Annotated in this window: 22 protein-coding genes; 5 read left to right on the top strand and 17 right to left on the bottom strand. The window is 69.2% G+C overall.

The annotated features are described in order from the left end of the window. Positions 1-6: 6 nt before the first annotated feature. Positions 7-1,434: a short-chain fatty acyl-CoA regulator family protein gene (locus tag AC1RAD_RS06845; RefSeq protein WP_062469428.1), complete on the bottom strand. Its 1,428-nt coding sequence runs from the start codon at positions 1,432-1,434 to the stop codon at positions 7-9. A gap of 120 nt (positions 1,435-1,554) precedes the next feature. On the opposite strand from AC1RAD_RS06845, the gene AC1RAD_RS06840 reads away from it, so the two are divergent. From AC1RAD_RS06840 to AC1RAD_RS06820, 5 genes are all read left to right on the top strand, one after another. Next, positions 1,555-1,965, top strand: coding sequence for an acyl-CoA thioesterase (locus AC1RAD_RS06840; protein ID WP_492734264.1), 411 nt, complete (start codon positions 1,555-1,557; stop codon positions 1,963-1,965). Then, positions 1,962-3,119 carry a bifunctional 2-methylcitrate synthase/citrate synthase gene (gene prpC, locus AC1RAD_RS06835; RefSeq protein WP_139704670.1) on the top strand — a complete coding sequence of 386 codons (1,158 nt, stop codon included), beginning with the start codon at positions 1,962-1,964 and terminating at the stop codon, positions 3,117-3,119. The genes AC1RAD_RS06840 and prpC overlap by 4 nt, the downstream gene beginning before the upstream one ends. Positions 3,120-3,182: 63 nt before the next feature. Next, on the top strand, positions 3,183-5,777 hold the full coding sequence (gene acnD / locus AC1RAD_RS06830; RefSeq protein WP_492734263.1) for a Fe/S-dependent 2-methylisocitrate dehydratase AcnD: 2,595 nt from the start codon (positions 3,183-3,185) through the stop codon (positions 5,775-5,777). 2 nt (positions 5,778-5,779) lie between these two features. After that, on the top strand, positions 5,780-6,970 hold the full coding sequence (prpF, locus tag AC1RAD_RS06825) for a 2-methylaconitate cis-trans isomerase PrpF (protein WP_492734262.1): 1,191 nt from the start codon (positions 5,780-5,782) through the stop codon (positions 6,968-6,970). A 29-nt stretch (positions 6,971-6,999) separates the two neighbouring features. Beyond that, a complete protein-coding gene (locus AC1RAD_RS06820; RefSeq protein ID WP_492734261.1) occupies positions 7,000-7,863 on the top strand; it encodes an isocitrate lyase/PEP mutase family protein in 864 nt (287 codons plus the stop codon). Between the two features lie 6 nt (positions 7,864-7,869). On the opposite strand, the gene AC1RAD_RS06815 is transcribed toward AC1RAD_RS06820, so the two are convergent. From AC1RAD_RS06815 to flhD, 16 genes are all read right to left on the bottom strand, one after another. Then, complete coding sequence (locus tag AC1RAD_RS06815) at positions 7,870-8,604, bottom strand: RNA polymerase sigma factor FliA (protein ID WP_070061574.1); 735 nt, start codon at positions 8,602-8,604, stop codon at positions 7,870-7,872. Between the two features lie 25 nt (positions 8,605-8,629). After that, on the bottom strand, positions 8,630-9,433 hold the full coding sequence (locus AC1RAD_RS06810; protein ID WP_492734260.1) for a MinD/ParA family ATP-binding protein: 804 nt from the start codon (positions 9,431-9,433) through the stop codon (positions 8,630-8,632). Between the two features lie 5 nt (positions 9,434-9,438). Further along, positions 9,439-11,763 carry a flagellar biosynthesis GTPase FlhF gene (flhF, locus tag AC1RAD_RS06805; protein WP_492734259.1) on the bottom strand — a complete coding sequence of 775 codons (2,325 nt, stop codon included), beginning with the start codon at positions 11,761-11,763 and terminating at the stop codon, positions 9,439-9,441. After that, a complete protein-coding gene (flhA, locus tag AC1RAD_RS06800) occupies positions 11,760-13,868 on the bottom strand; it encodes a flagellar biosynthesis protein FlhA (RefSeq protein ID WP_492734258.1) in 2,109 nt (702 codons plus the stop codon). Before flhA ends, flhF begins: the two co-directional genes overlap by 4 nt. Then, positions 13,865-15,007 carry a flagellar biosynthesis protein FlhB gene (gene flhB, locus AC1RAD_RS06795; RefSeq protein WP_492734257.1) on the bottom strand — a complete coding sequence of 381 codons (1,143 nt, stop codon included), beginning with the start codon at positions 15,005-15,007 and terminating at the stop codon, positions 13,865-13,867. Before flhB ends, flhA begins: the two co-directional genes overlap by 4 nt. A gap of 134 nt (positions 15,008-15,141) precedes the next feature. Then, positions 15,142-15,786, bottom strand: coding sequence for a protein phosphatase CheZ (gene cheZ, locus AC1RAD_RS06790; RefSeq protein ID WP_062469395.1), 645 nt, complete (start codon positions 15,784-15,786; stop codon positions 15,142-15,144). Then, a complete protein-coding gene (cheY, locus tag AC1RAD_RS06785; protein ID WP_056582361.1) occupies positions 15,783-16,175 on the bottom strand; it encodes a chemotaxis response regulator CheY in 393 nt (130 codons plus the stop codon). Before cheY ends, cheZ begins: the two co-directional genes overlap by 4 nt. A 37-nt stretch (positions 16,176-16,212) precedes the next feature. After that, on the bottom strand, positions 16,213-17,304 hold the full coding sequence (locus AC1RAD_RS06780) for a protein-glutamate methylesterase/protein-glutamine glutaminase (protein ID WP_083259225.1): 1,092 nt from the start codon (positions 17,302-17,304) through the stop codon (positions 16,213-16,215). Positions 17,305-17,306: 2 nt separating this feature from the next. Beyond that, complete coding sequence (gene cheD, locus AC1RAD_RS06775) at positions 17,307-17,900, bottom strand: chemoreceptor glutamine deamidase CheD (RefSeq protein WP_095946640.1); 594 nt, start codon at positions 17,898-17,900, stop codon at positions 17,307-17,309. Then, on the bottom strand, positions 17,897-18,760 hold the full coding sequence (locus tag AC1RAD_RS06770; RefSeq protein ID WP_492734256.1) for a CheR family methyltransferase: 864 nt from the start codon (positions 18,758-18,760) through the stop codon (positions 17,897-17,899). Before AC1RAD_RS06770 ends, cheD begins: the two co-directional genes overlap by 4 nt. A gap of 58 nt (positions 18,761-18,818) precedes the next feature. Next, positions 18,819-20,105, bottom strand: coding sequence for an EAL and HDOD domain-containing protein (locus AC1RAD_RS06765; protein ID WP_492734255.1), 1,287 nt, complete (start codon positions 20,103-20,105; stop codon positions 18,819-18,821). 22 nt (positions 20,106-20,127) lie between these two features. After that, positions 20,128-22,146, bottom strand: coding sequence for a chemotaxis protein CheA (cheA, locus tag AC1RAD_RS06760; RefSeq protein WP_492734254.1), 2,019 nt, complete (start codon positions 22,144-22,146; stop codon positions 20,128-20,130). A gap of 52 nt (positions 22,147-22,198) precedes the next feature. After that, a complete protein-coding gene (gene motB, locus AC1RAD_RS06755; RefSeq protein WP_062469377.1) occupies positions 22,199-23,107 on the bottom strand; it encodes a flagellar motor protein MotB in 909 nt (302 codons plus the stop codon). 13 nt (positions 23,108-23,120) lie between these two features. Beyond that, positions 23,121-23,981 (bottom strand): flagellar motor stator protein MotA, encoded by an 861-nt coding sequence (gene motA, locus AC1RAD_RS06750; protein ID WP_070061563.1) that lies wholly within the window; start codon positions 23,979-23,981, stop codon positions 23,121-23,123. A 62-nt stretch (positions 23,982-24,043) separates the two neighbouring features. Continuing rightward, positions 24,044-24,634 carry a flagellar transcriptional regulator FlhC gene (gene flhC / locus AC1RAD_RS06745; RefSeq protein ID WP_062469371.1) on the bottom strand — a complete coding sequence of 197 codons (591 nt, stop codon included), beginning with the start codon at positions 24,632-24,634 and terminating at the stop codon, positions 24,044-24,046. After that, positions 24,631-24,993: a flagellar transcriptional regulator FlhD gene (gene flhD / locus AC1RAD_RS06740; protein WP_370869944.1), complete on the bottom strand. Its 363-nt coding sequence runs from the start codon at positions 24,991-24,993 to the stop codon at positions 24,631-24,633. The genes flhC and flhD overlap by 4 nt, the downstream gene beginning before the upstream one ends. Positions 24,994-25,308 lie beyond the last annotated feature (315 nt).

Genomic DNA, 25,308 nt, shown 5'->3' with positions numbered 1-25,308 from the left:
ACCGCCCTACGCGCCGGCCACGGCGTAGGGCGTGAACCTGCTTTCGTTCTCGTTCACATCCAGCGGCCGCCCGATGAACGGGAACGCCCGCTGCGGGCAGGCCACGCGCTCGCACACCTTGCAACCCATGCCGATGGGCGTGGGCACGTCGGGGTCCTTCAGGTCCAGGCCCTTGGCGTAGACCAGGCGCGGGGCGTGGCGGATGTCGCAGCCCAGGCCGATCGAGAAGGTCTTGCTCGGTGAGCCGAAGCCGCGCTGGCCGTGCGACACGGTGCGCGCGATCCACAGGTAAGCGCGGCCGTCGGGCATGCGCGCCAGCTGCGGCAGCACGCGCCCGGGCTGCGCGAAGGCCTCGTACACGTTCCACAGCGGACAGGTGCCGCCGGTCTTCGAGAAGTGGAAGTGCGTGGCCGACTGCCGCTTGGAGATGTTGCCGGCCCGGTCCACGCGGATGAAGAAGAAGGGCACGCCCGACGCGCCCGGGCGCTGCAGGCTGCTCAGGCGGTGGCACACGGTTTCGAAGCCGACGCCGAACTGGCGCGCGAGCAGGTCGATGTCGTAGCGCAGCGCCTCGGCCGCCTGCAGGAACGGGCCGTAGGGCAACAGCACGGCCGCCGCGAAGTAGTTGGCCAGCCCGATGCGCGCGAGTGCGTGGGCCGGGGCGTCGCCGAAATCGGCCTGCACGACCAGCGACTCGATGAGCGCGGCCTGCTCCAGCAGCGCCAGCTGCGTGGCCAGCTGGAAGGCCTGCTGGCCCGGCTCCAGGCCGGCCGACAGGCGCAGCACGCGGCGGGCCGGGTCGTAGCGGCGCTGGCTGTCGAGCGCGCCCTCCCCTTCGTCGCCCGGCACCACGCGCACGCCGTGGGCCGAAAGAAGCCGCTGCTGGAGCCATTCGGCGAGCGGTCCGCCCTGCGCGCGAGCCTCGGCGGCGAGCGATTCGGCGGCGGTGTCGAGCGGGTCGAAATGGTTCTGGTGGGCAAAGAAGAAATCGCGCACCACCTCGAAGGGCATGGGCCGGCTGCGCGAGATGTCGCCGCGCCCGTCGCCGAGTTCGGCGGCCATGAGCTCCAGCCGCTCCTGCGCCTCCTGGTGGCGGCGGTGCAAGGCGAGCAGCGCACGCGCCACGGCCGGCATCTGCGACGCCACCTCGCGCAGCTCGGGCAGCGCCACGGCCTCGCCGCCGGGGTTGTCCGCCAGCGCCTCGCGCATGCTGGCCACGAGCCGCGCCTCTTCGTCTTCGGAGAACTGCTGCACGTCGACGCCGAGCGTCTTGCTGATGCGCAGCAGCACCGCCACGGTGAGCGGGCGCTGGTTCTGCTCGATCTGGTTCAGGTAGCTCGGCGACAGGCCCAGCATCTGGGCCAGCGCCACCTGCGTGAGGCCGCGTTCAGCGCGCAGCGTGCGCAGGCGCACGCCCATGAAGGTCTTGCTCATCGGGTCACCTCGTGGGTCTTTGCGAAATTCGCAATATTTGCAAAATCATCCGTCTTCATTCGCAATGATTCGCCAATTCAGGCCTTCATTATGGGCGTTCGATTGCGTAAATTGCGAAGCATGACAAACCGATCCGCCGCCATCGAGCTGACCGACATCGTGTTCCCCGAGCACGCCAACCACTACGGCACGCTGTTCGGCGGCAACGCCCTGCTGCTGATGTCGAAGGCCGCGTTCCTCGCCGCGCGCGCCTTCGCGAAGTCCGACGTGGTGATGGCCAGCCTGGGCGACGCGCAGTTCTTGGCGCCCGTGCCCGTCGGCCATGTGCTGCGCATGCGGGCCTGGGTGACGCGCGCCGGGCGCAGTTCGCTCACGGTCTGCGTCACCGGCGCAGCCGAGCCGCCCGACGGCGAAGCCCGCCCTTCGCTGAAAGGCCTGTTCGAGATGGTGGCCGTCGATGGCCGCGGCCGTCCCGCGCGCCTGCGCAACACCTACCTGCACCCCGTGCCCACAGACAAGGAACCCGCATGAACGACACCGCCACCCCCACCGGCTTCAAGCCCAAGAAATCCGTCGCCCTGTCGGGCGTGACCGCCGGCAACACCGCGCTGTGCACCGTAGGCCGCACCGGCAACGACCTGCACTACCGCGGCTACGACATCCTGGACATCGCCGAGGTTTGCGAGTTCGAGGAAATCGCGCACCTGCTGGTGCACGGCAAGCTGCCCACGGCTGCCGAACTGCGCGCCTACAAGGCCAAGCTCAAGGCCATGCGCGGCCTGCCCGCGAGCCTGAAGGAGGCGCTGGAGCAGCTGCCCGCCAGCGCGCACCCGATGGACGTGATGCGCACCGGCGTCTCGTCGCTGGGCTGCCTGCTGCCCGAGAAGGAAGACCACAACCTGCCCGGCGCGCGCGACATCGCCGACCGCCTGATGGCCTCGCTCGGCTCGATGCTGCTGTACTGGTACCACTGGTCGACGCAGGGCCGGCGCATCGAGGTGGAGACCGACGACGACTCCATCGGCGCGCACTTCCTGCACCTGCTGCACGGGCGCAAGCCCAGCGCGCAGTGGGAGCGCGCGATGCACACCTCGCTCAACCTCTATGCCGAGCACGAGTTCAACGCCTCCACCTTCACGGCGCGCGTGGTCGCGGGCACGGGCTCCGATGTGTACTCGGCCATCACCGGTGCCATCGGCGCGCTGCGCGGCCCCAAGCACGGCGGTGCGAACGAGGTGGCCTTCGAGATCCAGAAGCGCTACGACGCGCCCGACGAGGCCGAGGCCGACATCCGCCGCCGCGTCGCAGCCAAGGAGGTCGTGATCGGCTTCGGCCACCCGGTCTACACCGTGAGCGACCCGCGCAACGTGGTCATCAAGGGCGTGGCGCGCACGCTGTCGCAGGAAGCCGGCTCGACCAAGATGTTCGACATCGCCGAGCGGCTCGAGACCGTGATGTGGGACGTGAAGCAGATGTTCCCCAACCTCGACTGGTTCAGCGCCGTGAGCTACCACATGATGGGCGTGCCCACGGCCATGTTCACGCCGCTGTTCGTCATCGCGCGCACCTCGGGCTGGGCGGCGCACATCATCGAGCAGCGCATCGACAACAAGATCATCCGGCCGAGCGCCAACTACACGGGCCCCGAAGACCTGAAGTTCGCGCCGATCCAGGATCGGAAGTAAAAACACGAGAAGAAGAAAAGCGCCCGTGCCTGCGCGCGGGTGCCGAGCGACAAGCGCCCCCCCATGAACACCGACTACCGCAAGAACCTTCCCGGCACCGCGCTGGACTACTTCGATGCGCGCGCAGCCGTCAAAGCCATCCAGGCCGGCGCCTGGGCCACGATGCCCTACACCGCGCGCGTGCATGCCGAGAACCTCGTGCGCCGCTGCGACCCGGCGATCCTCGTGCAAAGCCTCACGCAACTCATCGAGCGCCGGCGCGACCATGACTTTCCGTGGTTCCCCGCGCGCGTGGTCTGCCACGACATCCTGGGCCAGACCGCGCTGGTCGACCTGGCCGGCCTGCGCGACGCCATCGCCGAACAGGGCGGCGACCCGTCGCAGGTGAACCCCGTGGTGCCGGTGCAGCTCATCGTCGACCACTCGCTGGCGGTGGAGTGCGGCGGCTTCGACCCCGATGCCTTCGCGAAGAACCGCGCCATCGAGGACCGGCGCAACGAAGACCGCTTTCACTTCATCGAATGGACGAAGCGGGCCTTCCGCAACATGGAGGTGATCCCGCCGGGGAACGGGATCATGCACCAGATCAACCTGGAGCGGATGTCGCCCGTCGTGCATGCGCAGGACGGCGTGGCCTACCCCGACACGCTGGTGGGCACCGACAGCCACACGCCGCACGTCGATGCGCTGGGCGTGGTCGCGGTCGGCGTGGGCGGGCTCGAGGCCGAGAACGTGATGCTCGGCCGTGCCTCGTGGATGCGGCTGCCCGACATCGTCGGCGTGCGCCTCGCGGGCCGGCCGCAGCCGGGCATCACGGCCACCGACGTCGTGCTGGCGCTCACCGAGTTCCTGCGCGCGGCGAAGGTCGTGGGCGCCTACCTGGAGTTCCACGGCGAAGGCGCGGCCAGCCTCACGCTGGGCGACCGCGCGACCATCTCCAACATGGCGCCCGAGTACGGCGCCACCGCCGCGATGTTCGCCATCGATTCGCAGACGCTCGACTACCTGCGCCTCACGGGCCGCGCCGACGAGCAGGTGCGCCTGGTCGAGGTCTATGCGAAGCAGGCGGGCCTGTGGGCCGACACGCTCGCCGAGGTCGAATACGAACGCGTGCTGCACTTCGACCTCTCGACGGTCGTGCGCAACATGGCCGGCCCCTCGAACCCGCATGCGCGCGTGGCCACGGCCGACCTCGCGGCGCGCGGCATCGCCGCACCGTGGGACGAGGTGCCCGGCCAGATGCCCGACGGCGCAGTGATCATCGCGGCCATCACCAGCTGCACCAACACCAGCAACCCGCGCAACGTGATCGCCGCGGGCCTGCTCGCGCGCAACGCCAACCGCGTGGGCCTGGCGCGCAAGCCGTGGGTCAAGACCTCGCTGGCGCCCGGCTCGAAAGCGGTCACGCTGTACCTGGAAGATGCGGGACTGATGGGCGAGCTGGAACAGCTCGGCTTCGGCGTGGTCGCCTATGCCTGCACCTCGTGCAACGGCATGTCGGGCGCGCTCGACCCGGCCATCCAGCAGGAGATCGTCGATCGCGACCTGTACGCCACGGCCGTGCTCTCGGGCAACCGCAACTTCGACGGCCGCATCCACCCGTATGCGAAGCAGGCCTTCCTGGCCTCGCCGCCGCTGGTGGTGGCCTACGCCATTGCGGGCACGGTGCGCTTCGACATCGAGAAGGACGTGCTCACCGTGGTCGACGGCAAGGAGATTCGCTTGAAGGACCTCTGGCCCAGCGACGAAGAAATCGATGCCATCGTCAAGGCGAGCGTGAAGCCCGCGCACTTCCGCCAGGTGTACGAGCCGATGTTCGCGATCCAGCCCGACACGGGCGAGCAGGTGGCACCGCTGTACGACTGGCGCCCCGCCTCCACCTACATCCGCCGCCCGCCCTACTGGGAAGGCGCGCTGGCAGGCGAGCGCACGCTGAAGGGCATGCGTCCGCTGGCGATCCTGCCGGACAACATCACGACCGACCACCTGTCGCCGTCGAACGCGATCCTGCTGGACAGCGCGGCCGGCCAGTACCTGCACCGCATGGGCCTGCCGGAGGACGATTTCAACTCCTACGCCACGCACCGCGGCGACCACCTCACGGCGCAGCGCGCCACCTTCGCCAACCCGACGCTGAAGAACGAGATGGTGCGCAAGGCCGACGGCACGGTGCGCGCCGGATCGCTGGCGCGCGTGGAACCCGAAGGCGAGGTGATGCGCATGTGGGAGGCCATCGAGACCTACATGCTGCGCAAGCAGCCGCTGATCATCGTGGCCGGCGCCGACTACGGCCAGGGCTCGTCGCGCGACTGGGCCGCCAAGGGCGTGCGGCTGGCCGGCGTGGAAGCGATCGCGGCCGAAGGCTTCGAGCGCATCCACCGCACCAACCTGATCGGCATGGGCGTGCTGCCGCTCGAATTCAAGCCCGGCACCAACCGCCTCTCGCTGGGCCTGGACGGCACCGAAACGTACGATGTGACCGGCGCGCGCACCCCGCGCGCCGACCTCGTGCTGGTCGTGCACCGACAGAATGGCGAACGGCTCGACGTGCCCATGACCTGCCGCCTCGACACCGCCGAGGAGGTCTCCATCTACGAAGCCGGCGGGGTGCTGCAGCGCTTTGCGCAGGACTTCCTCGCCGCCACGAAAGCCGACTGACGATGCCGCACCTTCCGCAGATCAAGATCCCCGCCACCTACATGCGCGGCGGCACCAGCAAGGGCGTGTTCTTCCGCCTGCAGGACCTGCCCGAGGCCGCGCAGGTGCCGGGCCCCGCGCGCGATGCGCTGCTGCTGCGCGTGATCGGCAGCCCCGACCCCTACGGCAAGCAGATCGACGGCATGGGCGCGGCCACGTCGAGCACCAGCAAGACCGTGATCCTCTCGAAGAGCGAGCGGCCCGGCCATGACGTGGACTACCTGTTCGGCCAGGTGTCGATCGACCGGCCTTTCGTCGACTGGAGCGGCAACTGCGGCAACCTCTCGTCGGCCGTGGGCCCGTTCGCGATCAGCAACGGCCTCATCGACGCAGCGCGCGTGCCGCGCGACGGCGTGGCCGTCGTGCGCATCTGGCAGGCCAACATCGGCAAGACCATCGTCGCGCACGTGCCGATGACCGGCGGCGCGGTGCAGGAGACCGGCGACTTCGAACTCGACGGCGTGACCTTCCCCGCGGCCGAGGTGCAGCTCGAATTCATGGACCCCGCCGCCGAAGAAGACGGCGCGGGCGGCGCGATGTTCCCGACCGGCAACCTCGTCGATGACCTGGAGGTTCCCGGCCTCGGCACGCTGCAGGCCACGATGATCAACGCCGGCATCCCCACCGTCTTCGTGAACGCCGAGGCGCTTGGCTACACGGGCACCGAGATGCAGGACGCGATCAACGGCGATGATGCCGCGCTCGCCCGCTTCGAAGCCATCCGTGCGCATGGTGCGCTGCGCATGGGCCTGATCCGCACGCTCGACGAAGCGGCCAGCCGCCAGCACACGCCCAAGGTCGCCTTCGTGGCCAAGCCTGTGGGCTATACGGCGTCGAGCGGCAAAGCCGTGGCGGCTGGCGACATCGACCTGCTCGTGCGCGCGCTGTCGATGGGCAAGCTGCACCACGCCATGATGGGCACGGCGGCGGTGGCCATCGGCACGGCCGCTGCCATTCCCGGCACGCTGGTGAACCTCGCGGCCGGCGGCGGCGCGCGCGAGGCCGTGCGCTTCGGCCACCCCTCGGGCACCTTGCGCGTGGGCGCGCAGGCCCGCCAGGTCGATGGCGAGTGGCAGGTGACCAAGGCCGTCATGAGCCGCAGCGCCCGCGTGCTGATGGAAGGCTGGGTGCGTGTGCCCGGCGACACCCTTTGAGCTTTCAGATCCATTCACAGGAAATTCCGATGTCGACTCGCAAGACCCTCCGATCCCTGGCCGAGGCCCGCCGCGGCGTGCTGGTGCCGGGCGCCTTCAACGCGCTCTCGGCGCGCGTCATCCAAGACCTGGGCTTCGAGGCCATCTACGTCACCGGCGCGGGCGTCACCAACATGTGGTTCGGCCTGCCCGACCAGGGCTTCATGGGCCTGCACGAGATCGCCGACCACACGGCGCGCATCCGCGACGCGGTGAACCTGCCGCTGATCGTCGATGCCGACACCGGCTTCGGCAACGCGCTGAACGTGCGCCACACGGTGCGCGTGCTGGAGCGCGCGGGCGCCGACTGCATCCAGTTCGAGGACCAGGTCGCGCCCAAGCGCTGCGGCCATTTCTCGGGCAAGGAGGTGATCTCCACCGAGGAAGCCGTCAACAAGATCAAGGCCGCGGTCGATGCGCGCACCGACCCCGACCTGCTCATCATGGCCCGCACCGACGCGGCGGCGACGCTGGGGTTCGAGGCCGCGATCGAGCGCGCGCAGAAGTTCAGCGAGGCCGGCGCCGACATCCTGTTCGTCGAGGCCGTCACCACGGCTGACGAGATCCGTGCGCTGCCGCAGCGGCTGGCGAAGCCGCAGCTCATGAACATGGTGATCGGCGGCAAGACGCCGATCTTCGGCGCCGAGGAACTCGGCGGCCTCGGCTACGGCATCGTGCTGTATGCCAACGCCGCGCTGCAGGGCGCGCTGGCCGGCATGCAGAAGGCGCTCACGGTGCTGCGCGACACGCGGCGCATGGACGAGGACCCGTCGCTGGTCGCGCCCTTCGCCGAACGGCAGCGGCTGGTGCGCAAGCCCGAGCTCGATGCGCTGGATGCACGCTACGCCAGCTGAGGTTCTCTACAAAGAGTCCTTCAGCTTCGCACGCAGCCGGCTCACCGCCTGGCCGTGCAGCTGGCACACGCGCGACTGGCTCACCTCGAGCACCGCGCCGATCTCGCGCAGGTTCAGCTCTTCCTCGTAGTAGAGCTTGAGCAGCAGCTGGTCGCGCTCGGGCAGCGCGCCAATGGCGTCCACCAGCTGGTGGCGAAAGCCGCTTTCGAGCAGGCGCGCCAGCGGGTCGTCGAAGTCGCCGCGCCCCTTGCGCGCCTCCTGCGCATGCAGGTCGAGAAAGGGGTTGTCGGGGTCGCCCTTGGCGAAGTCTTCCACGTACAGCAGCTGGCAACCCTGGATGTCCTGCAGCATCGACTGGTAGGTGTCCAGGTCGACCTTCAGCTCCTTCGCGATCTCGCCTTCGGTGGGCGCGCGGCCCAGCCGGTGGCCCAGCGCCTGGATCGCCTTCTCGATGCCGCGCGCCGACTGGCGCAGCCCGCGCGAACCCCAGTCGCTGGCGCGCAACTCGTCGAGCATGGCGCCACGGATGCGCTGGCTGACGAAGGTCTCGAACTGCGCGCCGCGGTGGTCCTGGTAGCGGCTCGATGCGTCGAGCAGGCCGAGCATGCCGGCCTGGATCAGGTCGTCCAGCTCCACACTGGCCGGCAGCCGCGCCATCATCTGCAGCGCGATGCGGCGCACCAGCGGCTGGTGCTGTTCCAGCAGATGCGATTTCTCGATGGTGCCCTGTGCGGTGTACACGGCCGTCCGTCCTCGTGGTCGTGTCTCAGGCCGCGAGCGCCTGCGGGAACACGGCCGGCCGCGCGGGCGTGCGCCAGGTCCAGCGCCCCATGTCGTCGGCGATGGCGCGGAAATCGACCGCCGCCGCGCTGGCCGGAAAGGCCTCGACCACGGTCTGGCGCAGCCGCGCTGCATCAGCAAGCCACGGGTCGGTGCGCACCCAGCCCACGGGCATCAGCGACAGCGCGAGATAACGGCTCGCCGCCTGCGCGAGGTTGTGCATGACCTGCTGCGCGGTGCCGGCATCGGCCACGCCGTTGAGCAGGAAGCGCAGCTGCTTCAGCGCATGCGCGCGGTGCAGGCGCTTGATGCCGGCGTAGGCCGAGGTGATGGCCGCCGGGTGCGGCTGCAGCACGAGCAGCAGTTCGTCGGCGCCCTGCGCCAGCGGCGACAGGCAGCCTTCGTCGTCGAAGGCCGCATCGACGAGCACGATGCCGCGCGGCCACAGCGTGCGCGGGTCGATGGTCGTGCCGGGCGAAGCGGGCAGCACCTGCACGCCGCACACCGCGCTCGCTGCGGCCTGGTCGATGCGCAACCGCCGACTCGCCACATCGGCCAGCGTGCCGCGCGGGCCCAGCGCCCACACATCGCACACCGAGCGCACCTTGGGGTGGTGTTCGTCGAGCAACAGCACGTCCTTGCCCTGCTGCGCCAGCGCCGCGCCCAGGCTCATCGCGGCCGTGGTCGCGCCCGCGCCGGGGCCCATGCCCGCCACCGCGACGACGCGCACCGGCGCCTGCCCGAGCAGCCGGCGCAGCCCATCGGCCTGGTCCGTGACGCGTGCGCCCATCGCCTTCAGCCCAGGCGTTCCAACGCGCGCGGCGCTTGCGCAGGCGCTGCCGATTCGGCGCCCAGCGCATCGAGCAGCAGGAACAGCTTGCCCACGCCCGCGTACAGCGCGCCGCCCGTCAGGGCGCGGCCGGCGCGCGCGGCGCGGCCCGTGAGCTGGCCCAGCAGAAGGCGCGTGCGGTCGGCCCACTCGCCTTCGGCCTGCAGCAGGCGCCACACGGTGGTCGTGACCTGGCCGGCGACGAGCAGGCGCTTCATCATGTGCGGATCGCCGGGCTCGCCCATGCCACCCACGAGCTGCACGCCGTCGCGCAGCAGGCGGAAACACGGCTCGGCGTCGGCGGCCCAGCCCTGCCATTGCGCGAGCTGCGGTGCGCCCACTTCGTCGCCCAGGTTGGTGAGCACGCAGGTCTGCGACAGCAGCTTGCGGCTGCGCGCATCGACCACGCGCACAGAGATGCAGCGCAGCGTGGGCAGGGTGTCGCGGTCGATGGCGGTGCGTGGCAACACCTCGACCTGCGCTTCGCATTGCAGTGCAGCCTTGCCGCGATAGCGCACGGGCCGCTCGGTCGCATCGTCGAACGCGAAGGCCAGGCGCGCGAGCGTGGTCGCGGTGCCGGTGCGCAGGTCCGTCACGGCCGTGCTGCCGGGCGCGCGCGCCAGCCATTGCATGCCTTCGGCCTGCCACGCCAGCATCTGCTCCAGGGCCGGCGGCTTGCCCAGCACATGCACGAGCCGCTTGCCGAAATCCTGTTGCTGCAGCCACTGCGCCTGACGCTGGCCCGGCGCGGCCGACTGGCGCGCCGCAGCAGTCGAAAGCCACTGGTTCGGCGCCGCCAGCGGCAGGCCGCTGCGGTCCGACAGCAGCAGGCTGCCGTGGCACACGTAGGCGTCGCCGCTGTCGGTCGCGCGCAGGCCCACCTGCCCGGCCAACGCGAGGACGTAGGTGTCACAGCCCGAAACCAGCTCGCCGCGCGCAAACGTCGACAGCTCGTGCAGCACAGCCTTGGCATCGATGGCCTCGTCACCGGCCTGGCGCCACAGCGTGCGCGCGCCGTCGAAGCCGATGTGCGCACCGGCCAGCGCGCCAGCAGTCGTCGCCAGCTCCTGCGCGTCGTGCGCCATCGCACGGATCAGGCTCTGGTAGCGCAGGCGCAGGCGATCGGTCTCGCCCTGCGCTTGCGGCGAAGGCGCGGCCTCGTCGGGCAGGTCGGCTTCGGCCGGCACGAAGAGCGGGCTGTGCTGGCGCGGCTGGAACACGCTGTCCACCAGCTGCACGCGGTCGGCGCGCACCAGGTTCTCGGGCACCTTCTGGCCGCCCGAGATGTAGTGCACGGGCAGGCGGTGGCGGATCACGGTGTCGATCAGCGCGCCCGGGTGGGTGGCCTCGTCGACCTTGGTGAAGATGCAGCCCGCCAGCGCATGGCCCTGGCGGTAGGCGTGCACCACCTCGTTGAGCGTGTCGCCGTGGCTGGTGGCGTTGAGCAGCAGCAGCCGCTTCACCGGCCGCTGGCTGCTGCCGAGCATGGCGATCTGCTCGGGCACGGCGCGGTCGCGCTGGCTCATGCCGACGGTGTCGATGAGCACCATGTGGCGGTCGCGCAGGTCGTGCAGCACCAGCTGCAGGTCGGCCGCGTCCTTCACGGCATGCACCGGCACGTTGAGGATCTGGCCGTAGATGCGCAGCTGCTCGTAGGCGCCGATGCGGTAGCTGTCGGTGGTGACGAGCGCGAGCTTGTCGGCGCCGAAGCGCATCACGCAGCGCGCCGCCAGCTTGGCGGTGGTGGTGGTCTTGCCGACGCCGGTCGGGCCCATCAAGGCATAGACGCCGCCCTGCGCGAACAGCGCGTCCTCGTCCTCATGCACCGGCACCGCGCGCACGAGCTCGGAGCGCACGAAGGCCATGCCGTCGGCGTAGCTCTGGCCCGTGGGCAACTTCTCGAGCATGGCCTTCGACAGGCGCGCGCTGAAGCCGGCGCCCAGCAGCGTGCGCAGCAGGCGACCGCGCACCGGGTCGCGCCGCTGGCTGTCGCTCCAGACCACGCTGGCGAGCTGTTCCTCGATCATGCCGCGCATCGAATGGAGTTCGCTGAGCACGGTGGGGTCGGCCGGTGCGGCCGTGGCAGGTGCGGCTGCGGGCACGGCGGCCTGCACGGTCTGCTGCACATCGCCCTCGGCCATGGCGACGATCTCGACGCCCTGCGCGGTGGCACGGTGCGTGAGCACGATGGCCTCGGCGCCGAGCGATTCGCGCACCAGGCGCAGGGCCTCGCGGCCGGTGGCGGCGACGAATTTGCGTGCGGTGGTGCGCACGTCGGTCTGTGAATTCAAACGGCTCGTCCTCCAATGGCGGCGGTGATCTTGATGGTCCGGGCGTCAGGGATCTCGGCGTGCGAGAGCACCTTGAGCTGCGGCAGGCTGCGCCGCAAAAAGCGCGACAGCAGCACGCGCAGCGCGTGCTGCACGACCAGCACCGGCGCCAGCCCCATCTGCTCCTGGCGCACCATGGCGGCCTGCGCCTGCTTGAGCAGGTTGTCGGCAATGCCCGGCTCGATGCCGCTGCTGTTGTTCAGGGCCTGCTGCAGCACGCTGTCGAGCGAGCCGTCCAGGCCGATCACCTGCATCTCCTCGTCGCCCGGGAACAGCTGCTGCGTGATGGCGCGGCCCAGCGCCAGGCGCGTGAGCGTGGTGAGCTCGGTCGGGTCTTTCACCGTGGGCGCGTGCTCGGCCATCACGTCGAGGATGGTGCGCATGTCGCGGATCGGCACCTCTTCGTCGAGCAGGTTCTGCAGCACCTTGTGCAGCGTGCTCAGCGACAGCACCTTGGGCACCAGGTCTTCGGTGAGCTTGGGCGCGGTCTTGGCGATCTGGTCGAGCAGCTGCTGCACTTCCTGACGGCCCAGCAGCTCGGCCGCATGGGTGTGGATCAGGTGGTTCAGGTGCGTGGCCATCACGGTGCAGGCATCGACCACGGTGTAGCCGTACACCTGCGCCTGCTGGCGCAGGCTGGCGTCGATCCAGGTGGCCTCCAGGCCGAAGGCCGGGTCGCGCGTGGGCGTGCCCGTCAGCGTGCCCGTCACCTGGCCGGGGTTGATCGCCATCCACTGGTTGGGGAAGGCCTCGCCGCGACCGATCTCCACGTCCTTCAGGCTGATGACGTAGGCGTTGGGCTTGATCTCCAGGTTGTCGCGGATGTGGACCACCGGCACCAAAAAGCCCAGCTCCTGCGCGATCTTCTTGCGGATGCTCTTGATGCGGCCCAGCAGCTCGCCCTGCTGCGACTGGTCCACCAGCGGGATCAGCCGGTAGCCGACCTGCATGCCCAGCGGATCGACCATGGCCACGTCGTCCCAGGTGGCTTCGGCCTGCTCGGCCGAGGCGGGCACGCCCGCCCCTTGCGTGGCGGCGGCAGCGGCAGCCTGCTGCGCGGCCGCCTGCGGCTTGCGCTGCAGCAGCCGCTTGCCGAGCCACACCAGGCCGCCCGCGATCAGCAGGAAGGCCAGGTTCGGCATGCCAGGGATCATGCCCAGCAGGCCGACGATGCCGGCCGTGAGGAACAGCACCTGCGGGTTGGAAAAGAGCTGGCCCGTGAGCTGGCTGCCCACGTCCTCGTCGGTGGTCACGCGCGAGACGATCACGCCGGCCGCGGTGGAGATCACCAGCGCCGGAATCTGCGCCACCAGGCCGTCGCCGATGGCCAGCAGCGTGTAGGTCTTGCCGGCCGTGGAGAAGTCGAGCCCGTGCTGCAGCATGCCGACCACCAGCCCGCCGATGATGTTGATCACCATGATGAGCAGGCCCGCGATCGCGTCGCCGCGCACGAACTTGCTGGCACCGTCCATCGAGCCGTAGAAGTCGGCCTCCTGCGCCACCTCGGCGCGGCGCTTGCGGGCGATCTCTTCGCCGATCAGGCCGGCGTTGAGGTCGGCGTCGATCGCCATCTGCTTGCCCGGCATGGCGTCGAGCATGAAGCGCGCCCCCACCTCGGCGATGCGGCCCGCGCCCTTGGTGATCACCATGAAGTTGATGAGCACGAGGATGATGAACACCATCACACCCACCGCGAAGTTGCCGCCCACCAGGAAGTGGCCGAAGGCCTCGATCACCTTGCCGGCCGCGTCGGGCCCGGTGTGGCCGTGCATGAGCACCACGCGCGTGGAAGCCACGTTGAGCGACAGGCGCAGCAGCGTCGAGAACAGCAGCACCGCCGGGAAGGCCGCGAAGTCCAGCGCCTTCATGGTGTACATGCTCACCAGCAGCACCATCACCGACAGCGCGATGTTGAAGGTGAACAGCAGGTCGAGCAGGAAGGGCGGCAGCGGCAGCACCATCATGCTCAGGATGAGGATGATGAGGATCGGGCCCGCCAGCCCCTTGAACTGCGAGCCGGAGAAGATCCGCGCCGGCAGGCGCATCAGTTCGTTCAATCCGTTCATGCGACCGCCGGCGAATACTGCAGGTCGGCCGGCACCGGCAGGTCGGTCGGCGTGCGCGGCGCCTCGCCGCCCTCGCTGTTCCAGCGCTTGAGCTGGTACACCCAGGCCAGCACCTCGGCCACGGCGGTGTACAGCCCGGCCGGAATCTCCTCGCCCAGCTTCGTGTGCCGGTACAACGCGCGCGTGAGCGGCGGCGCTTCGAGGATCGCGACCTTGTGCTCCCTGGCCATCTCGCGGATGCGTGCGGCCACCAGCTCGGTGCCCTTGGCCACCACGCGCGGCGCGCGCATGTCGCTGTCCAGGTACTGCAGCGCGACGGCGAAGTGCGTCGGGTTGGTGAGCACGATGTCGGCCTTGGGCACCTCGGCCATCATGCGGCGGCGCGCCATCTGCTGCTGCTGCCGGCGGATCTGTGCCTTGATGTGCGGATCGCCTTCGCTTTCCTTGTGCTCCTGGCGCACGTCCTCGCGCGACATGCGCAGCTTGCGGTAGTAGTTCCAGAGTTGGAACGGCACGTCGACGAGCGCGACGAGAAAGAGCGTGGCGGCGATCAGCGCGCAGTGCTTGGCCACCAGCACCAGCGCGTGCGGCAGCGCCTCGTGCGCGGGCTGCGACATGAGCGCCATCACGGCCTCGATGTCGTCCACGATGACCCACCACGCCACGCCGCCGATCAGCGCCGACTTGGCCAGCGCCTTCACGAGTTCGGCCAGCGCCTGCGCCGAGACCATGCGGCCGATGCCGGCCAGGGGATTGAGTTTTCCGAAGTTCGGTGCAACGGCCTTGCCGGAGAACATCCAGCCGCCGAGCATCAGCGGCGCGGCCACGGCGGCCACGACCATCATGGCGAACAGCGGCCCGATGGCCACGAGCGCATGCAGCACCATGAGCCCGCTCTGCGAGAGCATGTGCGCGGGGTCGAAGGCGCTGGCGCGTTCGAACTGCAGGCCGCGTCGCAGCGCGCCGCTCAGGCTCGCGCCGAGCGACTCGGCCGCCAGCCACAGGCCGGCGCTCGCGGTGGCGAGCATGACGAAGGTGGTGAGCTCGCGCGAACGGGCCACGTTGCCTTCCTCGCGCGCCTTCTCCAGGCGCCGCTCGGAGGCGGGTTCCGTTTTCTCGAGATCGCTTTCCTCAGCCATTCATGCTCCGAACCAGCACTGGCGAAGTACGCCTTGCCCAGAACCAAATTATTGGTTCCGGTGGTGCGGAACAATCTGCCGATCAGGGCCGGTATCGCCCTGCAATTCGGCCAATCAAGCAGGCTGCGAGCGGCTCAGAAACCCAGGCTTTCGAGCAGGTCGTCGACCTGCGCCTGGTCGGTCACGGCGTCGGGGTTGCCGGGCTTCACCTGCGGCCCGTTCTGCAGGCTCTGCACGGCCTCGTGGCGCTTCTCGGGCGGCGAGTTGTCGATGAGCACCTGCAGCAGCTGCGTCTCGACGTCGTTGACGACTTCCATCATTTTCTTGATGACCTGGCCGGTGAGGTCCTGGAAGTCCTGCGCCATCAGGATCTCCATGAGCTGCGTGTTGATGGCGCTGGCGCGCTGGGGCACGTCGTTCAGGTAGCCACGCGTGTCCAGCACGAGTTCGCGCGCCTGGTCGAGTTCGATCGGGTTCTCGAACCACTGGTCCCAGCGCTGCGTCAGGGCCTTGGCGTCGGTGGCCAGGGCTTCCTGCAGCGGCTGCGCCACGTCGATGGCGTTGAGCGCGCGGTGCGCCGCGCGCTCGGTGGTGGCCGCCACGTAGTTGAGGCGGTCGCGCGCATCGGGAATGGCCTGCGCGGCCTTGGCCACCTGCTTGTCCAGGCCCAGCTCGCGCAGGCCTTCGCGCAGCTGGCGCGTGAGGTGGCCGATGCGGCCCAGCAGTTCCTCGGTGGTGTTGTTGGTGGCGTCTGCCGCGCCGGCGGTGTCCTGGCTCATGCCTTGGCCAGCTTCTCGAAGATCTTGGTGATCTTCTCTTCCAGCGTCGCCGCGGTGAAGGGCTTCACCACGTAGCCGTTGGCGCCGGCCTGCGCGGCCGCGACGATGTTTTCCTTCTTGGCCTCGGCCGTGACCATCAGCACCGGCAGCGTCTTCAGCTCGGGGTCGGCGCGGATGGTCTGCAGCATGGTCAGGCCGTCCATGTTGGGCATGTTCCAGTCGGAGACCACGAAGCCGAAGCTGCCGCCGCGCAGCTTCTCCAGGCCGGCCACGCCGTCCTCGGCCTCGTCGACGTTGAGGAACTCCAGCTCCTTCAACAGGTTGCGCACGATGCGCCGCATGGTCGGGAAGTCATCCACCACCAGGATCTTGATGCTCTTGTCGATCACGATTTTTTCCAGCTCCACAGGTCGTTGTTCAAACTCGTCATACCCGGTTCGCACGTTCACCGAACGTGCGAAGGTGCGCCATCACGCGGCGACTGATTTCGTTCAGCGGCGACACCTCGTCCACCGCGCCCAGCGCCACCGCCTCGCGCGGCATGCCGAAGACCACGCAGCTGGCCTCGTCCTGCGCCAGCGTGTGCGCGCCCGCGCGCCGCATGCGCAGCAGGCCCTCGGCGCCGTCCTTGCCCATGCCGGTGAGGATGATCCCGATGGCGTTCTTGCCCGCGTGCTTCGCCGCCGAATCGAACAGCACGTCGATCGACGGCCGGTGGCGGTTCACGGGCGGCTCCTGGTCCAGGTGCGCCACGTAGTTGGCGCCGCTGCGCGCCAGCGACAGGTGAAAGCCGCCCGGCGCGATGTAGGCATGGCCCGGCAGCACGCGCTCGCCCTGCTCCGCCTCCTTCACGCGGATGCGGCACAGGCCGTCCAGGCGCTGCGCGAAGGAGCGCGTGAAGCCGGCCGGCATGTGCTGCGCGATGAGCACCGCGGGCGCGTCGGGCGGCAGCGGCTGCAGCACCTCGCGGATGGCCTCGGTGCCGCCGGTGGAGGCGCCGATGATGAGCAGCTTCTCGGTGCTCAGCAGCGGGCTGCGCAGCAGCGCCTCGGGCGCCGCCTCGTGGGCGGGCCGCGCCGCCGTGGCCGCTGGGCGCGCGGGCAGCAGCCGCGCACTGGCGGCCGTGCGGATCTTGCCGGCGATGAGCTCGGTGTAGTTGAGCAGGCCGTCGCGCACGCCCAGGCGCGGCTTGGTCACGAAGTCGATGGCGCCCAGCTCCAGCGCGCGCAGCGCGATCTCCGAGCCGCGCTCGGTGAGCGAGGACACCATGACCACCGGCATCGGCCGCAGGCGCATGAGCTTCTCGAGAAACTCCAGGCCGTCCATGCGCGGCATTTCCACGTCGAGCGTGAGCACGTCGGGGTTGGTGACCTTGATGAGGTCGCGCGCCACCAGCGGGTCGGCCGCGGTGCCGACCACGGTCATGTCGCTCTGGCTGTTGATGATCTCGCTCATCACGCTGCGGATCAGCGCCGAATCGTCGACGCAGAGCACCTTGATCTTTTTCTTGCTTGGCAGGCTCACCGGCTTCCTTTGGTTCTGTCGATCTCGTGCGGCGCGGCGGGCACCGACAGCCGGCGCAGCAGCTCGCCTTCGTCGCGGCGCACCCGCAGCACCTCGGTCTGCGCGCGCAGGCGGCGCACCACGGCCTTGCCGCTCTCGGGCAGGAAGCACACGCGGCGCGCATGCGGTCCGCGCAGGTCCTGCGCCGCCACTTCGATGCGTTCCGCCTCCAGGTAGCGCAGCACGAAGTCGGCGTTACGGTCGCCGATGTTGAGCGTGGTCATGCCGGCCAGCACGGCGCCGCCGCCGAACACCTTGGCCTGCAGCCGCTCGCGCCGCGCGCCCGCGCGCACCAGTTCGCGCACCAGCACGTCCATGGCGTAGGCGCCGTAGCGCATCGAGCCGCCCCCGGGCTCACCGTCGTCGGGCAGCATGAAGTGGTTCATGCCGGCCACGCCCGCCTGCGCGTCGTGCAGGCAGGCGGCCACGCAGGAGCCGAGCACGGTGCTCAGCACGGTGTGGTCGGTGGTCACGTAGTACTCGGAGGGCAGCAGCTTGACGGCCATGCGCCCGACATCGCGGTCGAAGTAGTGGTGGCTCGCCAGGCTCATGCGATGCCCGACGGCGTGCGCGACAGCTCGTACACCGTCTGCCCCAGCGGGCGGAAGGCCGGGTTGACGAGCGAGGCGTTCTCGGAATGCCCGGCGAACAGCAGGCCGCCCGGCTTGAGCAGCGGCGCGAAGCGGTCGAGCACCTTCTTCTGCGTCGGCTTGTCGAAATAGATCATCACGTTGCGGCAGAAGATCGCGTCCACCGGCTCCTTCACCGACCAGGCGCTGTCCAGCAGGTTGACGCGCGAGAACTTCACCAGCGTGGCGACCTCGGGGCGCACGCGCACCTTGCCGGCGTTGGTGCCGGTGCCCTTGTTGAAGAAGCGCCGCAGCCGCTCGGGCGACAGGCGCCGCACCTGCTCGGTGGTGAAGACGCCGGTGGCGGCCTTGGCCAGCACCGCGGTGTCGATGTCGCTGGCGATGACGCGGGCCGAGCCCGCGCGCTCGCCCAGCGCTTCCATCAGCGTGATGGCGATCGAGTACGGCTCCTCGCCCGTCGAGGCGGCTGCGCACCAGACGGTGACCGGGCCCGGCCGCTTGCGCACATGGTCGGCCAGCGTGGGAAAGTGGTGCGCCTCGCGAAAGAACGAGGTCAGGTTGGTGGTGAGCGCGTTGATGAACAGCTGCCACTCGTCGCCGTCGTGGCGCGCCTCGAGCTGGTCCAGGTACGGCGCGAACGCCGGCAGCTGCAGCTCGCGCAGGCGCCGCGACAGCCGGCTGTACACCATCTGCCGCTTCTGCTCGCCCAGGGCGATGCCGGCGCGGCGATGGATGAGGGTCCGGATTCTGGAGAAGTCGTGGTCGGTAAAGTGGAACTCGGTCGTCACAGCCAGCCTGGAAGCGTGACTTTCAATGGTCACGGAAACCGCCGTTTCCAATCGGCCGATCAGACGCGCAAAAGCCTTGCATTTCCGGGGGTCAGGCAGGCGGTGCGGTCACGGCCGGGCCGGCGTCGAGCGCCCACACCAGCGCCGACAGCTGCGCGGCGTTGACCTGCGCGGCGCTCAGGAAGAGCGCCTCCGACAGGCGCGCCGCGCGGCCGTCGTCGGTCTCGCAGCTTTCGGCCAGCGCCACGAAGGGGCCGTAGACGCCGCTGCGCGACAGAATGGCCTGCTGCACCGCCTCGGTGAGCTGCACCTTGCGCAGCACGCCTTCCATGGGCACGCCCAGCAGCTGATCGAGCAGCGAGAACATGCCGGCAACGAACAGGTTGTCGGCCTCGCTGGGTGGCAGCATGCCCTGCCCCATCAGCTCGACGAAACGCCCGCGCAGGATGGCCTTCTTCATCATGAAGGGCGAGCTGACCTTGTTGCTGGTGGCCAGCAGCAGCGACAGCCAGCGGTACAGCGGCGAGTAGCCCAGCATGGCGACCGCATGGCGCAGCGAGTGGATCTCCACCGCCAGCCCCACCGAGGGCGAGTTGATGTAGCGCAGCAGCCGGTAGGTGAGCGCCGCGTCGTGCTTGAGTGCGCCCTCGATGGCGCGTACGTCCTCGTTGCGCAGGATCATCTGCATCAGGTGCACGATGAGCTGCGACTCGGGCTGCAGCGCGTCGGCGCTGTCGCGCGCTGGCGGCAGGCGCACGGCGCCGTCGACGAAGACCTGCACGCCGCGCGCGGCGCAGGCCTCGAACTCGGCCCAGTTCGCCACGCGCGCGGCGATGGGCGCCGGGCCGGAGGGCGACACGTCCGCCAACTGGGAGGGCAGCACCTCGCGGTGCATGACGATGGCGCGCAGCTCGTCGTCGTCCGGCAGCGCGACGCCGCCGCACAGCATGAAGCCGAAGCCCTGCTCGCGCAGGAACAGCAGGATGGAGCGCATGTCGGCGTCCATCAGCTCGTCGGCCTTCATGCACAGCACGACGTTGCGCGGCGGCAGCGACTGCAGCTCGCTCTGGAACAGCGCATCGACGGTGACGTCGACGAACACCATCTGCCCGCCCAGCAGCCAGCCGTGGCCGCCCGGGTTCAGGTGCAGGCCCAGCGTGTCCATGAGCGCCTTGACGCCGGCCGCCGCACCCGCGTCGGTGCCCTGCCCGGCCGCGCGCCAGGCCATGCGGTAGCCGACCACACGGCGCTTGCCGTCGAGCAGCATGGCGTAGGCCACATGGCCGTCGGCACCGACTGCGGGCGTGATGGCGGGCGTTGTGTCGGCTTGCGCGCCGTTGCCGTCGACGCCGGGGCGCCGGAAGAAATCGAACCTCATGCGGCCGTCCCTCGCGTCGGGATCAGGACGCCAATGCGTCGGTGCGGCGCGCGGCGCCCGCCAGGGCCGCCGCGCTGGCGGCCTGTGCGCGCTGGATGCGCGGCATCGCGCCCACGTCGACGATGAAGGCCACGCTGCCGTCGCCCACGATGGTGGCGGCCGAGATGCCGGGCACCTTGCGGTAGTTGGTCTCCAGGTTCTTCACCACCACCTGGTGCTGGCCGAGCAGCTCGTCGACCAGCAACGCGAAGCGGCTGTCGTCGGCCTGCACGATCACCAGGATGCCCTGCGTGGGCTGCGTCTGCGCGCCGGCCACGTCGAACACGCGGTGCAGCTCGATGAGCGGCAGGTACTCGCCGCGCACGCGGATCACGTGGCCGTCGGCGGTAATGGAGTGCAGGTGCTCCGGCAGCGGCTGCAGCGACTCGATCACGTAGCTCAGCGGCAGGATGTAGGCCTCGCTGCCCACGCGCACCGACATGCCGTTGAGGATGGCCAGCGTGAGCGGCAGCACGATGCGCGTGGACGTGCCCTGGCCGCCGCGCGAATGAATCTCCACATGGCCGCCCATCTCCTGGATGTTGCGCTTGACCACGTCCATGCCCACGCCGCGCCCCGAGATGTCGGTGACCTGCTCGGCGGTGGAGAAGCCGGGCGCGAAGATCAGCTGCCACACCTCTTCGTCGGGCATGGCGTCGCTCACCGGCAGGCCCTGCTGGCGCGCCTTGTCGAGGATGCGCTCGCGGTTCAGGCCCGCGCCGTCGTCGCTCACCTCGATCACGATGTTGCCGCCGTGGTGCTGTGCCGACAGCAGCAGCTGGCCGGTGGCGTCCTTGCCCTTGGCCAGGCGCACCTCGGGGGCCTCGATGCCGTGGTCCAGGCTGTTGCGCACGAGGTGCGTGAGCGGATCGACGATGCGTTCGATGAGGCCCTTGTCGAGCTCGGTCTCCTTGCCGTAGGTGTCCAGGCGCACCTGCTTGCCGAGCTTGGCGCTCACGTCGCGGATCACGCGCGGGAAGCGGCTGAACACGTAGTCCATCGGCATCATGCGGATGGACATCACCGATTCCTGCAGGTCGCGCGCGTTGCGCTCCAGGTGGCCCAGGCCGCTCAGGAAGCGCTCGTAGGCCACGGGGTCGAGCACGGTCGCGGCCTGCGTGAGCATCGACTGCGTGATGACGAGCTCGCCCACGAGGTTGATGAGCTGGTCGACCTTCTCGACGTCGACGCGGATGGAGCTGGACTCCTTGGCGCTGGCGGGCGCAGACGCGGCGGCGGCCGATGCAGGGGCCGGTGCGGCGGGTGGCGGCACGACGGGCTCTGCCACTGCGACCACGGGTGGGGCAACGTCGGCCACCTCGCGCGTGATGTCGATCTGCGATTCGTCGATGACGAAGCAGCACACGGCCACGATGTCGTCGGGGTCGCAGGTGGTGGCCAGCCGCACGGTCAGCTGGTCGTTGCTGCGCGTGCGCGTCAGCACGGTGCCCAGGTTGGCCAGCTCGCCGGCGAGCAGCTCGCATTCGCTGTCGGACAGGCGCGCGAAGCGCACGACCAGCACGCCGTCGCTGCTGCTGCAGCCTTCATCGGCCGGCGCAGCGGCTTGCACGACAGGCGCCGGTGCGGGCGCGGGTGCAGGCACCGGCGCGGCGGCGTTGTTCTCCATCGCCAGCTGCTGCAGCACGCCGCAGATGTGGGCGACCCTCTCGGCGTCCGGCTCCTTGCCGGCCTGGTAGGCGGTGAGTTGTTCTTGCAAGGCGTCCTTCGTTTCCAGAAAGGCATCGATCATCGGAGCGCTCAGGTGCAGCTGCCCGTGGCGGGCCCTGTCCAGCAGCGTTTCGAGCACGTGCGTGGTGTGGGTCAAGGCGGTGAAACCGAACGTGGCCGCGCCGCCCTTGATGGAATGCGCCGCGCGGAAGATGGCGTTGAGCTGCTCGCCGTCGGGCGCCTCGACGTCGAGGTCGAGCAAGAGCTGCTCCATCTCCGCCAGCAGCTCGATGGCTTCGACGAAGAAGGCCTGGGTGAATTGACTGAGGTCCATCTGTGGTGCTCCGGGGCCCGCGCTTTTGCGCGAGGCCGCTTCCTTGTTCTTGTTATCCCGCCGTGTGTCCCGCCGCGGTGCGCGCCTGCGCGGCCGGTGGCGGCAGGCCGATGCGCGTGGCGCCGGCGTCGTTGCTGTTCTCGCGCTCGATGCGCTCCTGCGTGCGGTGGTTCAGCAAGATGATGCTGATGCGGCGGTTGATGGGGTTGCGCGGGTCGGCGCGGTCCAGGTGCATGCTGTCGGCCAGGCCGATCACGCGCAGCACCTTGTCCTCGGTCATGCCGCCCGTGACCAGCTCGCGGCGCGAGGCGTTGGCGCGGTCGGCCGAGAGCTCCCAGTTGCCGTACGAACGGTCGTTGGTGTAGACGATGGCGTCGGTGTGGCCCGACAGCGTGAGCTTGTTGGGCAGGCCGTTGAGCACCGGCGCCAGCTCGCGAAGAATGGCGCGCATGTGCGGCACCACGCGGGCGCTGGCCAGCTCGAACATCGGGCGGTTCTCGCTGTCCACGATCTGCAGGCGCAGGCCTTCGGTGGTGATGTCGATGAGGATCTGCGAGCGGAACTGCTGGAACACCGGGCTCTTCTCGATCAGCTCGTCGAGCTTCTTCTTCATCTCGGCCAGGCGGCTGGCGTCGGCCGCGTCTTCGCTGTCGGCCTCGGTGTGGCGCACCTCGCCCTCGGCGTGCATCACGTCGGCGCCGCCGCCGGGAATCATGCTGGTGCTCATGCTGCTCTTGTCGCCGCCGGCCAGCGCCACGCGCAGCGGCATGCGAAAGTGCTCGGCAATGCCTTCGCGCTGCTTGGGGCTCGAAATCGACAGCAGCCACATGACGAGGAAGAAGGCCATCATGGCCGTCATGAAGTCGGCGTAGGCGATCTTCCAGCCGCCGCCCGCATGGCCGCCGCCGTGCCCGCCGCCGTGGGCGCGCTTGATGATGATGCGGGGCTTCGCGTCGCTCATGGCCGTCGGGGAATCAGCGCGCCTTGACTTCGCGCACGTGGTCGTCCAGCTCGGTGAACGAGGGGCGCTCGGTCGAGAACAGCACCTTGCGGCCGAACTCCACGGCCAGCTGCGGTGCGTAGCCGTTCAGGCTGGCCAGCAGCGTGACCTTGGCGCACTGGTAGATCTTCATGCCCTCTTCGACCTTCTGCTCGATCAGCGAGGCCAGCGGCGACACGAAGCCGTAGGCCAGCAGCACGCCCAGGAAGGTGCCGACCATGGCGTGCGCGATGAGCGCGCCCATTTCCGACGGCGGCAGGTGGGCCGAGCCCAGCGCATGCACCACGCCCATCACGGCCGCGACGATGCCCAGCGCAGGCAGCGCGTCGCCCACGCGCGAGAGGCTGTGGCCGGGCACCGCCGCCTCGTGGCGGATGGTGTCGATCTCGTGGTCCATCAGGGCCTCGATCTCGTGCGCGTCGGTGTTGCCGCTGATGACCAGGCGCAGGTAGTCGCACAGGAACACGGTGATGCCCTCGTGCGCCAGGATGGTCGGGTAGCGGCCGAAGATCTCGCTTTGCTCCGGCGCTTCCACGTCGGACTCGAGCTTCATCATGCCCTCCTTGCGGGCCTTGGCGAGCAGCTCGTACAGCAGCGCCAGCAGGTCCATGTAGAGCTGGCGGTTGTGCTTGGACGAACGCAGCAAGAGCGGCAGCTCCCGGATGGTCGCCTTGATGGTCTTGCCGTTGTTGCCCGCGATGAACGCGCCGAGCGCGGAGCCGCCGATCATGAGCAGCTCCACGGGCTGGAACAGCACGCCGAAATGCCCGCCCATGAGGCCGTAGCCGCCGAAGACGGCGCCGATCACCACCAGATATCCCACCAGAACCAGCACGCGCTTCCCCTATGCCCTGAGGCGTCCAAAACAAAAAACCCGCGCCGGGCGCCGGGGCACTTTCACGAGACGGCGCCGCCGATGTCGAGCACCGGGCCGCCGGCAATGAGGCCGCCGCGGCGCACCGGTTCGAGCTTGGGCTTGCGCGCCTTGCCCGCGCGCGAAGGCGGGCGGCACAGCACGCACACGTAGCCGTGCTTGTGGTCGTGGGCGTGCGCCACGAAGTGGCCGCCGCAGCGGCTGCACGGGCTCAGCTGCAGCATGTCGCTGTCGAAGAAACGCACCATGGTCTCGGCGCGCGTGAAGTCGAGCACGACCTCGCTGCCCTGCGACTCGACCTGCTCGGTGTACAGGCGGTAGGCCTTGATGAGCGCGGGCAGCTCGCCCTCGCCGGCCTCGTCGCGCATGAAGCGGTAGATGTTGTAGAACATCGACGAGTGGATGTTGGCCAGCCAGGTCATGTACCAGTCGGTGGAGAACGGCAGCAGGCCCTTGGGCGGCGAGACGCCCTTGAGTTCCTTGTACAGGCGGATCAGGCGTTCGCGGCTGAGCGCGACCACGGCCTCCAGGAACTGCAGGCGCGCACCCAGGCCGATGAGTTCGACCGCGAGCTGCACCTGCCGGACCTCGCCCAGGATGCTCTTGGCAGTCATGCGCTGGCCGAACCTGCTTTGCGCATCTGCGGCTGGGCCTGTGCCTGGCGCGCGCTCATCAGGATCGACATGTGGGCCTGCTGCAGCGCGGGCTCCTTGCCCTCGCCGACCACGGCGAACATGGGCCGGTCGTCCAGGCGGAAGCTGCACAGCAGGAAGTTGGACGCGGCCAGCTTCACGATCTGGCTGAGCGACATGTTCATGAGCAGATCGGCCAGCTCGCGCCCCACGCCGAGGCGGAACATGGCTTCCGCCCGGTCCCGCTTCACGAGCTTCTGCGCGAGCAGCATGTAGGCCAGATTGATCTCGCCGATTTCCTTCGAAATCACGCCGCCTGCGTTGACATTGCAATTTTCCACGTCTACTTCCATTTCCGATTCCATGTCGACTCCGCACGTCCATCCAACATGTATACATTATATACACACTTATTTACACTTCGAAGACAAAGTAGAGCAAAAAGTAAAAGGGTTTTGACGAGGTTTCCGACGGAAGGCTTCAGACCTCCCTCTGGGGAAGCGGTTTCAGTCCTGGCACCGGCGCGCAGTCACGGAGCGCAAGCAATTGTTACGGGCGTGCGTATTCCGGCAATTGGCAATCCCCTCGCCAATTGAATTTATAAAGACTATCGAGCACCTCCGAGCGTTAATCGGCGGCTTTATTCAGGGTCTTTC

The sequence above is a fragment of the Variovorax sp. GW823-FHT04B03 genome, assembly GCF_058796495.1.
This window is presented reverse-complemented; position numbering and strand designations above follow the sequence as displayed.

Bases quoted from the DNA above. Each gene is read 5' to 3' on its own strand.
- AC1RAD_RS06845 (WP_062469428.1), bottom strand. From the start codon at position 1,434: ATGAGCAAGACCTTCATGGGCGTGCGCCTGCGCACGCTGCGCGCTGAA.
- AC1RAD_RS06840 (WP_492734264.1), top strand. From the start codon at position 1,555: ATGACAAACCGATCCGCCGCCATCGAGCTGACCGACATCGTGTTCCCC.
- prpC (WP_139704670.1), top strand. From the start codon at position 1,962: ATGAACGACACCGCCACCCCCACCGGCTTCAAGCCCAAGAAATCCGTC.
- acnD (WP_492734263.1), top strand. From the start codon at position 3,183: ATGAACACCGACTACCGCAAGAACCTTCCCGGCACCGCGCTGGACTAC.
- prpF (WP_492734262.1), top strand. From the start codon at position 5,780: ATGCCGCACCTTCCGCAGATCAAGATCCCCGCCACCTACATGCGCGGC.
- AC1RAD_RS06820 (WP_492734261.1), top strand. From the start codon at position 7,000: ATGTCGACTCGCAAGACCCTCCGATCCCTGGCCGAGGCCCGCCGCGGC.
- AC1RAD_RS06810 (WP_492734260.1), bottom strand. From the start codon at position 9,433: ATGGGCGCACGCGTCACGGACCAGGCCGATGGGCTGCGCCGGCTGCTC.
- flhA (WP_492734258.1), bottom strand. From the start codon at position 13,868: ATGAACGGATTGAACGAACTGATGCGCCTGCCGGCGCGGATCTTCTCC.
- flhB (WP_492734257.1), bottom strand. From the start codon at position 15,007: ATGGCTGAGGAAAGCGATCTCGAGAAAACGGAACCCGCCTCCGAGCGG.
- cheZ (WP_062469395.1), bottom strand. From the start codon at position 15,786: ATGAGCCAGGACACCGCCGGCGCGGCAGACGCCACCAACAACACCACC.
- cheD (WP_095946640.1), bottom strand. From the start codon at position 17,900: ATGAGCCTGGCGAGCCACCACTACTTCGACCGCGATGTCGGGCGCATG.
- AC1RAD_RS06765 (WP_492734255.1), bottom strand. From the start codon at position 20,105: ATGAGGTTCGATTTCTTCCGGCGCCCCGGCGTCGACGGCAACGGCGCG.
- cheA (WP_492734254.1), bottom strand. From the start codon at position 22,146: ATGGACCTCAGTCAATTCACCCAGGCCTTCTTCGTCGAAGCCATCGAG.
- motB (WP_062469377.1), bottom strand. From the start codon at position 23,107: ATGAGCGACGCGAAGCCCCGCATCATCATCAAGCGCGCCCACGGCGGC.
- flhC (WP_062469371.1), bottom strand. From the start codon at position 24,634: ATGACTGCCAAGAGCATCCTGGGCGAGGTCCGGCAGGTGCAGCTCGCG.